13 protein-coding genes are annotated in these 11972 nt (G+C 60.0%); 6 read left to right on the forward strand and 7 right to left on the reverse strand.

Annotation, left to right across the window (positions count from 1 at the left end; translation table 11 throughout):
* Positions 1-3: 3 nt before the first annotated feature.
* Positions 4-1320, reverse strand: coding sequence for an MFS transporter (locus BLU01_RS16940; protein ID WP_231987090.1), 1317 nt, complete (start codon positions 1318-1320; stop codon positions 4-6).
* 354 nt (positions 1321-1674) lie between these two features.
* On the opposite strand from BLU01_RS16940, the gene quiC reads away from it, so the two are divergent.
* Together quiC and BLU01_RS16950 are read left to right on the forward strand one after the other, a co-directional pair.
* On the forward strand, positions 1675-3576 hold the full coding sequence (gene quiC, locus BLU01_RS16945; RefSeq protein ID WP_092277722.1) for a 3-dehydroshikimate dehydratase QuiC: 1902 nt from the start codon (positions 1675-1677) through the stop codon (positions 3574-3576).
* Between the two features lie 102 nt (positions 3577-3678).
* Positions 3679-4356: a TetR/AcrR family transcriptional regulator gene (locus BLU01_RS16950; protein ID WP_092277724.1), complete on the forward strand. Its 678-nt coding sequence runs from the start codon at positions 3679-3681 to the stop codon at positions 4354-4356.
* A 62-nt stretch (positions 4357-4418) separates the two neighbouring features.
* Here the strand turns inward: BLU01_RS16950 and BLU01_RS16955 are convergent, their stop codons facing one another.
* The 3 genes from BLU01_RS16955 to BLU01_RS16965 all read right to left on the reverse strand — a co-directional run bounded on the left by BLU01_RS16955 (position 4419) and on the right by BLU01_RS16965 (position 6792).
* Positions 4419-5273 carry a shikimate dehydrogenase gene (locus tag BLU01_RS16955; protein WP_092277726.1) on the reverse strand — a complete coding sequence of 285 codons (855 nt, stop codon included), beginning with the start codon at positions 5271-5273 and terminating at the stop codon, positions 4419-4421.
* A complete protein-coding gene (aroQ, locus tag BLU01_RS16960; protein ID WP_092277728.1) occupies positions 5270-5719 on the reverse strand; it encodes a type II 3-dehydroquinate dehydratase in 450 nt (149 codons plus the stop codon). The genes BLU01_RS16955 and aroQ overlap by 4 nt, the downstream gene beginning before the upstream one ends.
* Positions 5720-5880: 161 nt before the next feature.
* Positions 5881-6792 (reverse strand): LysR family transcriptional regulator, encoded by a 912-nt coding sequence (locus tag BLU01_RS16965; RefSeq protein WP_092277730.1) that lies wholly within the window; start codon positions 6790-6792, stop codon positions 5881-5883.
* Between the two features lie 262 nt (positions 6793-7054).
* Here BLU01_RS16965 and BLU01_RS16970 point away from each other — a divergent pair, with 262 nt between their 5' ends.
* Complete coding sequence (locus BLU01_RS16970) at positions 7055-7483, forward strand: DUF4160 domain-containing protein (RefSeq protein ID WP_092277732.1); 429 nt, start codon at positions 7055-7057, stop codon at positions 7481-7483.
* Positions 7480-7926, forward strand: a complete 447-nt coding sequence (locus tag BLU01_RS16975) for a DUF2442 domain-containing protein (RefSeq protein WP_092277734.1) — start codon at positions 7480-7482, stop codon at positions 7924-7926. The genes BLU01_RS16970 and BLU01_RS16975 overlap by 4 nt, the downstream gene beginning before the upstream one ends.
* A gap of 53 nt (positions 7927-7979) precedes the next feature.
* Here BLU01_RS16975 and trmA read toward each other — a convergent pair whose 3' ends face one another.
* Positions 7980-9059 carry a tRNA (uridine(54)-C5)-methyltransferase TrmA gene (gene trmA / locus BLU01_RS16980; RefSeq protein WP_092277736.1) on the reverse strand — a complete coding sequence of 360 codons (1080 nt, stop codon included), beginning with the start codon at positions 9057-9059 and terminating at the stop codon, positions 7980-7982.
* On the reverse strand, positions 9056-10351 hold the full coding sequence (locus tag BLU01_RS16985) for an NCS2 family permease (RefSeq protein WP_092277738.1): 1296 nt from the start codon (positions 10349-10351) through the stop codon (positions 9056-9058). Before BLU01_RS16985 ends, trmA begins: the two co-directional genes overlap by 4 nt.
* Before the next feature lie 214 nt (positions 10352-10565).
* Here BLU01_RS16985 and BLU01_RS16990 point away from each other — a divergent pair, with 214 nt between their 5' ends.
* Positions 10566-11012, forward strand: coding sequence for a DUF4879 domain-containing protein (locus BLU01_RS16990; protein WP_231987169.1), 447 nt, complete (start codon positions 10566-10568; stop codon positions 11010-11012).
* 89 nt (positions 11013-11101) lie between these two features.
* Entirely contained in the window at positions 11102-11653 is a 552-nt protein-coding gene (locus BLU01_RS16995) for a DJ-1 family glyoxalase III (protein ID WP_092277742.1), read from the forward strand.
* 6 nt (positions 11654-11659) lie between these two features.
* Here BLU01_RS16995 and BLU01_RS17000 read toward each other — a convergent pair whose 3' ends face one another.
* A complete protein-coding gene (locus BLU01_RS17000; protein ID WP_092277744.1) occupies positions 11660-11947 on the reverse strand; it encodes a HigA family addiction module antitoxin in 288 nt (95 codons plus the stop codon).
* Between the last annotated feature and the right edge of the window lie 25 nt (positions 11948-11972).

Here is an 11972-nt window from a genome sequence, read left to right on the forward strand (position 1 = left end):
GTGTCAGTCGGTGACGGTCGGAATCTTGCGCGGTGCCATGAAGTACATCCAGATCAGCGCGATGAAGTACATCGCCGGGATCAGCGTGAACAACACCGTGTAGTTGTTGTTGGTCACCGTCAGGATGTGCCCGACCAATTGCGTCATGAACATCCCGCCAATCGCCGCGCACATGCCGCCGAAACCAAACACCGTGCTCATCATGTGTTTAGGCGTGTAGTCCATCACCAGGCTCCAGATGTTCGCGGTCCAGGCCTGGTGCGCGCCGATGGCCAGGGAAATCGCCGCGACCGCCACCCACAGATTGCTCGAACCCGCCGCCATGATCACGCCGATGATGCAGCAGGCGAACAGCAACATCGACATCAGCCGCGCCTTGATCGGGTTGACCCCGCGACCGATCAGGAACGAAGAAAGAATCCCGCCGCCGACACTGCCGAAGTCGGCGGTGAGGTAAATGATGATCAGCGGAATGCCCATCTGGGTCACGTTGATGCCCAGGTTGTATTGCTGATTGAGAAACGGTGGCAGCCAGTAGAGGTAGAACCAGAACACCGGCGCGGTCATCGAGTAGGCGAGGGCGAAGGCCCAGGTGCCACGCATACGCAGGATTTTCGAGAACGGCACGCGGGTCTGCGGCGGTTCGACTTCGCTCTGGATGTAGTCCAGTTCCGATTGTTTGACGCTCGGGTGATCTTCCGGATTGAAGTATTTCAAACCCCAGAACAGCAACCAGATCCCGCCGAGTGCCGACATGCACAGGAACGCCGCCTGCCAGCCCCACACATGCAGGATCAGCGGCAACAGCATCGGCGTGAACATCGCGCCGACGTTGGTCCCGGCGTTGAAAATGCCGGTGGCCACCGCACGCTCGCCGGCCGGGAACCACAGCCGCGTGGTTTTCACGCACGCCGGGTAATTCGCCGCCTCGGTCAAACCGAGGATAAACCGGCACACCATGAAGCCGACCGCCGAGGTCGCCAAGCCATGCGCGCCAGTGGCCAGGCTCCACAGCAGCACGGCGCAGAAGAACACGCGTTTGACGCCGACCCGGTCGATCAACCGGCCTTGCAGGACAAAACCGATGGCGTAGCCGACTTGAAACCAGAAGTTGATGTTGGCGTAATCCATCGCCGTCCAGCTCATTTCCTTGGCGAGAATGGGCTGCATGACGCCGAGGGCGGCGCGGTCGATGTAGTTCAGGGTGGTGGCGAAAAACACCAGCGCCAGCATGCCCCAACGGGTTTTGCCGACCGCCAGCGCGCCGCGGATTTTGTCGCCGATACCGCCGTGGGCAGAGGTCATGGAGGAACGCTCCATGGGAGAGCTTTGCGAAGGAGTCATGTAGGCCACCGATTGTTTTTATGTGGTGTTCTGGGTCTTGGTTACCCGAGCCGCGGCGGTTCATGACCGGGCTCAACGTGCAGTGGATGTTGGGCAGTGGACAAAAAATCGTCAATTCGCTCAAAGCCATTCTGTTCGATAATCGCACATAAAACTAACTGACTAGTACACTTTGAATTGCTGTGTGGAATCTTGAGGCGAATAATTTGTTCCAACAAAAATGCCGCTTCCGTAGGAGCAAGGCTTGCCCGCGATAGCGTCCCCAAGATCGCCATCGCGGGCAAGCCTTGCTCCTACAGGGATCGCGTGCACATCACCGGGAGTCGAAATATGCAGCGTTCCATTGCCACCGTTTCCTTGAGCGGCACCCTGCCGGAAAAACTCGAAGCCATTGCCGCCGCCGGGTTTGACGGGGTAGAGATTTTCGAAAATGACCTCCTGTACTACGACGGCAGCCCTCGTGAAATCAGGCAGATGTGCGCTGATCTGGGCATCGCCATCACGCTGTTCCAGCCGTTTCGCGACTTCGAAGGCTGCCGCCGCGATCGCCTGCCGCGCAACCTCGAACGCGCCGAGCGCAAGTTCGACCTGATGCAGGAACTCGGCACCGACCTGGTGCTGGTGTGCAGCAACTCGGCGGCCGACTCCATTGGCGATCAGCAAATCCTCGTTGATGACTTGCGCCTGCTCGCCGAACGCGCCGGTGCGCGGGGCTTGCGCATCGGTTACGAAGCGCTGGCGTGGGGCCGCCACGTCAACACTTATCAACAGGTATGGGACATCGTTCGCCAGGCGGATCACCCGAGCCTCGGCGTGTTGCTCGACAGTTTTCACACGTTATCGCTCAAAGGTGACCCGAGCGCCATCGCGCAGATTCCCGGTGAGAAGATCTTCTTCGTGCAAATGGCCGATGCGCCGATTCTGGCCATGGACGTGCTGGAGTGGAGCCGGCATTTCCGCTGCTTCCCCGGTCAGGGCGAATTTGATCTGGCGGGTTTCCTCGCGCCGATCATCAAGAGTGGATACACCGGGCCGCTGTCGCTGGAGATCTTCAACGACGGCTTCCGCGCCGCGCCGCCACGGGCCAACGCCGCTGACGGTTTGCGTTCGTTGCTGTACCTGGAGGAGAAAACCCGCGAACGTCTGGCGCAGGACACCACGCCCGCAGCGAATCTCGACATCCTCTTCGAAACGCCCAAGGCTAGCGCCTACAACGGCATCGAGTTTCTTGAGTTTGCCGTCGACGAAAGCCTCGGCGCCAAGCTCTCGCATTGGCTGGAGCGCCTCGGTTTCGTCAAGGCCGGGCAGCATCGCTCCAAGAGCGTGAGCCTGCTGCGCCAGGGCGATATCAACCTGATCCTCAACTCCGAACCGTATTCCTTTGCCCACAGTTTTTTCGAGGCCCACGGCCCGTCGCTCTGCGCCACCGCCGTGCGCGTCAACGACAGCGCCAGTGCGCTGGCCCGCGCCGTGGCTTACAAAGGTCAGCCGTATCGCGGACTGGTCGGCCCCAACGAACTGGAATTGGCCGCCGTGCGCGCGCCGGACGGCAGCCTGATTTATCTGGTGGACCAACACGCCGATGTCTACGGCACCGATTTCAATCTGCAACCGAATGCCGGCGCGAGCGGCGGCCTCAAGCGCATCGACCACATGGCGATGGCGCTGCCGGCGGACAGCCTCGACAGTTGGGTGCTGTTCTACAAGAGCCTGCTGGATTTCGAGGCCGACGACGAAGTGGTCCTGCCCGACCCGTATGGTCTGGTGAAGAGCCGCGCGTTGCGCAGCCGCGACAGTTCGATCCGTTTGCCGCTGAACATTTCCGAGAACCGCAACACCGCCATCTCACACGCGCTGTCGAGTTATCGCGGCTCCGGAGTGCATCACATCGCGTTTGACTGCGACGATATCTTCGCCGAAGTCAGCCGCGCGAAAGAGGCGGGCGTGCCGCTGCTGGATATTCCGCTCAACTACTACGACGACCTCGCGGCGCGTTTCGATTTTGATGACGAATTCCTCAGCGAGCTGGCCTACTTCAACGTGCTGTACGACCGCGACGCGAATGGCGGCGAGCTGTTTCACGTCTACACCGAGCCGTTTGAAGGACGCTTCTTCTTCGAGATCATCCAGCGTAAAAACGGCTATGCCGGTTACGGCGCAGCCAACGTGGCGGTGCGTCTGGCGGCGATGGCCAAATCACGAAGTGGCGCCGTTCGTCAGGCAAAGTTGTAGCAAAATCGTAAACAACCGGTGAAAACGCCGCCGTGCGGGTTCCTTCACTGTGCGGCGCGGCCCATAATCGCCAGCCTGTGCAGTGATGGCCGTGAGCCCGCAATGACGATAACTTCAGAACTCCCCGTTGCCCCCGACGAACCGCTTGTCGAGCCTCGCAAGAGTCGCAAGAACAACCCGGAAAAGACCCGCGAAAACATCCTGCAAGAGGCGATCGTCGAGTTCGTCCAGCAAGGGCTTTCCGGCGCGCGCGTCGATGCCATCGCCGAGCGCATCCACACCTCCAAACGCATGATCTATTACTACTTCGGCAGTAAGGAGCAGCTCTACGTCGAGGTGTTGGAGAAGCTCTACGGGGATATTCGGACCACCGAAAATCGTCTGCACCTGGCGGAACTGGCGCCGGTCGAGGCGATTCGGCGGCTGGTGGAGTTCACCTTCGATCACCATGACCACAACGTCGATTTCGTGCGCATCGTCTGCATCGAGAACATTCACAACGCCGAGTTCGTGAAGCGTTCCGACGCGATCAAGGCAATGAACAATACGATCCTCGATTCACTGGGCGAGATTCTGCGCCGTGGTGCCGAAGAAGGCGTGTTCCGCGCAGGTCTGCAACCAATTGATGTGCATTTGTTGATCAGCTCGTTCTGTTTTTATCGCGTGTCGAACCGGCATACGTTCAGCGAGATTTTCCAGATCGACCTGCCGGACGAAAGCATCAAGCAACGTCATCGCGAAATGATTTGCGAGTCGGTTCTGCGATACCTGCAAGCCTGACCCGTGGCCAGGGGCTTTACCCGCGTTGGGCTGCGCAGCAGCCCCCCCCCAAAAAAAAGCAATCACCCATTCATCCGCTGAAAATCCGCCAGCATCCGCGACGAATCCGCCGCCACGCCACTGAACAACTCGAACGCCTTGACCGCCTGAAACACCGCCATGTTGCCGCCATCCAGCGTCCGGCAACCCAGCGCGCGGGCGTTACGCAGCAGCTCGGTTTCCAGCGGAAAGTAAACAATCTCCGCCACCCACAATGCGCTTCGCAGCAACTCCACCGGCACCGGCATGCCCGGCAACTTCTGCATGCCCATCGGCGTGGTGTTCACCAAGCCGTCAGCGCGGGCCAAAGTGCTCGCCAGCTCATGCCCGGCCACGGCGCGGCCGGCGCCGAAATGCTGATTGAGGTTGTTCGCCAACGCCTGCGCGCGGCTGTCATCGACATCAAAAATGCTCAGTTGCTGTACGCCTTCGCTCAATAACGCGTGGGCAACTGCCGCGCCCGCACCACCGGCGCCCATCTGGACCACACGTTCGCGGGCAACGTCCGGCAAACCACGGCGAAAACCTTCGGCAAACCCCAGGCAATCGGTGTTGTGGCCAACGCGTTTGCCATCCTTGAGCACCACAGTGTTCACCGCGCCAATACCGCGCGCCTCCGGCGACAACTCGTCGAGCAGCGGAATGATCGCCTGCTTGCACGGAAACGTGATGTTCAGCCCGGTGAAGTTCATGCGCTCGGCCGCCATCAACAGATCGGGCAGGGCGTTGACGTCGAGCTGCAATGCGTCGAGGTCGATCAGTCGATAGAGATAACGCAGCCCTTGCGCATCGCCTTCATGCTCGTGCAGCGCCGGGGTGCGAGACGCCTGAATGCCGGCGCCGATCAGCCCGGCCAGAACAACGCGATGGTCTGTCATGCCGCTGACCCTTTTAAACGCAGGCTGAAATGCTCCAGCGCCAAGCGATAACCGTGGCTGCCGAACCCGGCCATGACCGCCGTGGCGATCGCTGAAACGAAGGAGTGATGACGAAATGCTTCGCGGGCGTGAACGTTGGACAGATGGACTTCGATCACCGGCAATTCGCTGGCGACCAAGGCGTCGCGAATCGCTACCGAGGTGTGGGTCCAGGCTGCCGGGTTGATCACGATCCCGGCGCAACGACCGCGCGCGGCGTGAATCCAGTCGAGCAATTCGCCTTCGTGATTGGTCTGGCGAAACTCCACCGTCAAACCGAATTCATCGCCGGCGCGCCCGCACAACGCAGAAATATCAGCCAGGGTTTCGTGGCCGTAAGTCGCCGGTTCGCGGGTGCCGAGCAGGTTCAGGTTCGGGCCGTTGAGCACCAGAACGATTGGGGGCATGGGTGTTTCTCCACTTATTGTTTTTGGCATTGGCTGTGATTTCAGCCTGTGGAGATAAATTGTACTAGCTGGTTAATTTGGTCAATTGCACAGACGATGGCGGCGGTTTTTTTGTGCGGTGATCGGACATTTTTTCTATGCCGCGCTGCGGGCCATCTTCATCAACGCGGCACATGCTCAACCAGAAAATCAATAAACGCCCGCAGTCGTAACGGCACATGCCGACTCTGCGGATACAGCAACGTGAAGGGCCGCGAACGCCCGGCGTACGGCTTCAGCACCTCTACCAACGAGCCATCGGCCAATTGGTTTTCGACGATGAAACGATAAGTTTGAAACAACCCCGCGCCGTGTTTGGCCAACGTCACGCCACCCAGCACATCGTCGGAACAACTCAGGCTGCCCTCGGCCAGAATCTCCCTTGGCACACCGTTATCGGTAAACAGCCAGGCAATCCGCCGTCCGCTGCTGGGCAGTTCGTATTGAATGCATTCGTGCTGCGCCAGGTCGTCAAGGGTTTGCGGCACGCCGGCGCGCTTCAGGTAATCGGGGCTGGCAATCATCACCAGCGCCGCGTCTTCCAGGTGCCGCGCAATCAGGCCCGAATCCGGTATCACCCGCACGCGAATCGCCATGTCATAACCTTCGCCGACAAAATCGATGTTGCGATTGCTGATATGCGCCTCGACCTTCACCGCCGGAAAACGCTCACGAAACGCTGGCAGCAACGGCAAGATCCGATGATGGGCGTAGGTCGTAGGAATACTGATACGCAACGTGCCGGACGGTTCCTGCTGCTGGCCCATGACCTCGCGTTGCGCCTCCACAAGTTGCGCCAACGCCTGACGACATTCCTCGTAATAACGACGACCGCTGTCGGTCAACTTCACACTGCGCGTGGTCCGCGCAAACAACCGCACCGCCAGCCGCTCCTCCATTCGCGACACCGACCGACTCACCGCCGCCGGCGTCACCCCGGCCACCAACGCAGCGGCGGTAAAACTGCCCGCCTCGGCCGCCAGGCAAAACAGCTCGATACTGCCCAGCTGAAGATCGTCGAAGTGTCGTTGCATGATGGGTTTTCGCCGGGGGGGTGGGGTGGGGTGGTGGAGTGAGTGTTTAGCAAACATCCTCGGAGAAAGACAGCCATCACCTGCGCAGTACTTTCGATGCGGCGAAAGGATTGCTTACCATTTTTCGGTGCAGTCAACGGCCTCGCAGTGCTCTGCAACGCTAGTCTCCACACGAGCGATGTATTTCGATCAACGGAACCAGCGATCGGATTTTCAAGGAATGTCGAGCCATTTGGCTTATTAACCTAACGGATGGGTTAGCATGCGATTGTTCAGCTACAAAGGTCTTTCGATGATGATCATGTTGCGCGATGAACATTGTCCGCCACATGCACACGTTAACGCTGGGATCTGGAGCGCACGCTTCAAATTCAGTTTTTGGCACAACAGTGTCGAGCTCTGGGATGTCGTTGCGCATTCACGACGACCACCTCTGGCGGTGCTGGAGGGGTTGCGTCAGGCGCTCAGACAACCTGCACATTTGCGTCGTGCGCGGGGAATCTGGTGGGACAAATTGCAAACGGCATGCCTCGACAATCAGCTTTGGGACACGCAAAACGACGAAGTCGTGATGATGAAAAGCGTCGCCAGCACGACTTACATGATTGGCTCGTCGTATTACGAGCCTGAAAAGAACAAGACCCTGCTGGTCCTCATGGGCGTACCGGAGGGCGTGGAGATCGAGTTATGAAAACGGTTAAGGCAAAAATTCTGGTAGATCAGCCGATTACCGAGGCAGTGCTGGAGGAGGCGATCGAGCGCGGAAAAACTCGCCTGAGAGGCAGTTTGCAGGCGACTGGGGTGTCGTTTCACGAGCAGAGTCTTACAGTCAGTTTCGAAGATGGCACTGGCGTATTACTGCCCGTGAGCCACTATCCGGAATTCGATAATTTCGAAGACGAGGATTATTCGAGCCTGAAGGTTGGTATCTCCGGCACGGCGCTTTGCCATGAGGAAAAGGGCCTGCATGTCTCTATTGCGGGAATGATTTCCGCCAGCAAGTCGCTGATGAGTATGGCTGCCTCGGTCGTTTCCTCGCGCAATGGTCGTCAAAGCTCTGCGGCCAAGGCTGAAGCTGCACGCGCCAACGGAAAAAAGGGCGGTCGTCCGCGCAAAGTCGAAATTACCCAATAAGCCCCCACAAAAAAGCCGTCATCACGACGGCTGATTTGTGATCAGAACATCCCTCAACGCCGAGTCAGCAACACCCCGGATTCCATGTGGTGCGTCCACGGAAACTGGTCGAACATCGCGCATTGGCTGATGCGATGGGTGTCGTGCAGTTGGGCGATGTTGGCCGCCAGGGTTTCCGGGTTGCAGGAGATGTAGAGGATGTTGTCGAAGCGTCGGGTCAGTTCGCAGGTGTCCGGGTCCATGCCGGCGCGCGGCGGGTCGACGAACACGCTGCCGAACTCGTAGCTCTTGAGGTCGATGCCTTGCAAGCGGCGGAACGGGCGGACTTCGTTTAAGGCTTCGGTCAGTTCTTCGGCGGACAGGCGTACCAGCGTGACGTTATCCACAGCGTTTTCGCTGAGGTTGCTCAGCGCCGCGTTGACCGAGCTTTTGCTGATCTCGGTGGCCAGTGCTTTGCGCGTGCGGGTGGCGAGCGGCAGGGTGAAGTTGCCGTTGCCGCAATACAATTCCAGCAAATCGTCCGAGCGCTGGCCGAGGGCGTCGTAGGCCCAGTTGAGCATTTTCTGGTTGACCGTGCCGTTCGGCTGGGTAAACGCGCCTTCCGGTTGGCGATAGCTGAACGTGCGGCCGCCGACTTCGAACTTCTCGACCACGTAATCGAAGCCGATGACTTCGCGTTTGCCCTTCGAGCGGCCGATGATGCTGACGTTCAGGTCTGCCGCCAGTTTGCTCGCCGCCGCGTGCCAGTGCTCGTCCAGCGGACGGTGATAGCACAGGGTGATCATCGCGTCGCCGGCCAGGGTGGTGAGGAACTCCACCTGAAACAGCTTGTTGCTCAGCGGCGCGCTTGCTTGCCAGGCCGCTTTGAGCTTGGGCATCAGTTCATTGATTCGCAGGCTGGCGATCGGGAATTCTTCGATCAGGATCGGCGTGCGTTTGTCTTCCGGGGAAAACATCGCGTAGTGACGGTCGCCGCCTTCGCGCCACAGCCGAAATTCGGCACGCAGGCGAAAGTTTTGCAGCGGCGAGTCGAACACTTCAGGTTCTGGCGCACTGAACGGGGCCAGCAGGTCACGCAAGCGCGTGACCTTTTCTTCGAGCTGGACGGCGTAAGCCTGGGAATCAAAAGTCATGCGTTAAACCAACCCAACTTGATCACAAACAGAATCGACAGAATCACCAACGCCGGGTTCAGCTCACGGGCACGCCCGGACAGCAACTTGATCGCGGTCCAGGAAATGAAGCCGAACGCGATGCCATTGGCGATCGAGTAGGTGAACGGCATCGCCAGCGTAGTGACCACGACTGGCGCGGCGACGGTGATGTCGTCCCAGTCTATTTCGGCCAGGCCGGATGTCATCAGCACGGCGACGAACAGCAGTGCCGGCGCGGTGGCGAAGGCTGGAACGCTGGCGGCCAGTGGCGAGAAGAACAGCGCCAGCAGGAACAGAATCGCCACCACCACGGCGGTCAAACCGGTGCGGCCACCGGCACTCACGCCGGCGGCGGATTCGATGTAGCTGGTGGTGGTCGAGGTGCCCAGCAGCGAACCGGCCATTGCCGCGGTGCTGTCGGCTATCAGTGCGCGACCCATTTTCGGCATGTGGCCGTCCTTGCCCATCAGGCCGGCACGCTTGGCGACGCCGATCAAGGTGCCGGAGTTATCGAACAGATCAACAAACAGGAAAGCGAAAATCACGCTGACCAGACCGATGTCCAGTGCGCCTTTGATGTCCAGTTGCAGGAAGGTCGGGGCCAGCGAAGGAGGCATCGACATCACGCCGCCGAACGGGGTAAAGCCCAGCGCGATGGAGGCAATGGTGACCACCAGAATGCCGATCAGCACTGCGCCACGCACCTTCAGCGCTTCAAGCGCCACAATCAGCGCAAAACCCAGGGTCGCGAGGATCGGTGCCGGTTGTTTCAGGTCGCCGAGGCCGACCATGGTTGCCGGGTTGCTGACGACGATGCCGGCGTTGTGCAGGGCGATCAGTGCGAGGAACAGGCCGATACCGGCGGCAATCGCTGAGCGCAGCGGCAGCGGGATGCTGTTGATGATCCATTCACGGATGCGGAAGATCGACAGCAGGAAGAACAGCACCGCCGAGATAAACACCGCACCCAGCGCCACTTGCCACGTGTGGCCCATGTGCAGGACCACGGTGTAAGTGAAGAAGGCGTTGAGGCCCATGCCCGGCGCGAGCGCGATCGGGTAGTTGGCGATCAGGCCCATCACTGTCGAACCGATGGCGGCGGCCAGGCACGTGGCGACAAACACCGCGCCTTTGTCCATGCCGGTCTCGCCGAGAATGCTCGGGTTGACGAACAGAATGTAGGCCATGGCTAGGAAGGTCGTGATGCCCGCCAGAATCTCGGTCCGCACGTTGGTGTTATGTGCCTTGAGTTGAAACAGCCGTTCCAGCATGTCCGCTCCCCGTGGCGCGCAGTGCGCCGTGAATGTATCGACCTCAACAGCAAAGCACAGACGGCCCAGGGCGCCCGGAATTTTCTGTGGGTCGGAAAAAGCCGCGCATCATACCAGCAGCGTGGGGCAATGGCTGCGATCGTCGGCGATGTTTTGTGCATCGGCGAACTGCGCCATACTGCGCGCCTGTTTTGGGGGAGTGATCATGGCGGGCATCAAGCGCAACATTGTTCGAGTGCTGGGGGTGATTTTCGCCGGTCTGGCCTGTGTGCCGGCGGTCATGGCCGCGTCGGCGCCGCCGCTGAGCAACGTTCAGGTACTTAAAGTGCAATCGGCTGCCTGTGGGATTGAAAACATTTCTGCCGGCCAGGAACGGACGCAATGCGATCACTCCGGCAACATCAAGGTCTACGTGCTGGAAATGGGCTACGGTCGCGCGCCCCGCGTCGGGCTTGATGGGTTCGGGCTCAAAGGAAAAGCCGACAAGGTCTGCGCATTCGGCAACGGCAACCTGACCGAATGCAGCGGCGCCGCGACGAAAATTGTCGGCACGTTGTACCTCTATGATCTGGGCGGCAAACAGGAAGGAACCTTCACCTTCAGCAACACCTCGATCAATGCGCCGGGCAACACCATTTCGACGCAGCTCTACATCAAATAGCCGCCGGCAAAAACATCAGGTAACGGGCCAGCCGCACAGCAGTCAATAAAGCTGACTACGCTTCAAGGACCCTCCTGTGGACCTTGCCCATGACTTTCAGAGCCCTGATTACCCTCGCCGAGGGCATCGATGACCTGCAATCCATCACCGTGGTCGATGTGCTGCGCCGCGCCCAAGTCGAGGTGGTGCTGGCCAGCATCGAAGGCCGGCGCATGCTCACTTGCGCTCGCGGCACGCGCCTGACCGCCGACGCGATGCTCGTCGATCTGCTCGCGCAACCGTTCGATTTGATCGTCCTGCCCGGCGGTGCCGTCGGCGCGCAACATCTGGCGGCGCATCAACCGCTCGCACAATTGCTCAAGGACCAGGCCGCCGCCGGACGCCTGTTCGCCGGCATCGCCGAAGCGCCCGCACTGGCGCTGCAAACCTTCGGCGTATTACGCCAGCGGCGCATGACCTGCCTGCCCAGCGCCAGTCACCAATTGTCCGGTTGCAACTTCGTCGATCAACCGGTGGTGGTCGACGGCAACTGCATCACCGCCCAAGGCTCCAGCGCCGCACTGCCATTCGCGCTGGCACTGGTGGAAGCGCTGTGCGGCAACGCCGCAAGAGCGGCGGTGGCGGGGGAGTTGTTGGTTTGACAGCGCTCAGGCATGAACTGCAATGCGCTCGATGACCGGTTGCTCGCGATGCTCCGCTTGCCAGAGGTCGTAATCGGTTTGGACGCCTAACCACGTTCTGGCCTGACCGATGCCCGCCCGCTCGAGACGTACCGCCAGGTCCGGGCTGATCGGTGCATGGCCATGCAGCACTCGCGAAAGATGCGGCCGTGCAAAACCGAGATGGCGCGCCAACTCAGTGACGCTGATCCCCAATTCGGGCAATACGTCCAATAAAAGTGTTTCACCGGGGTGCGGCGGATTGTGCATCGGCATGGTCCTGCCTCCTGTCAGTGATAGT

The sequence above is a fragment of the Pseudomonas prosekii genome, from assembly GCF_900105155.1.
GTDB lineage: Bacteria > Pseudomonadota > Gammaproteobacteria > Pseudomonadales > Pseudomonadaceae > Aquipseudomonas > Aquipseudomonas prosekii.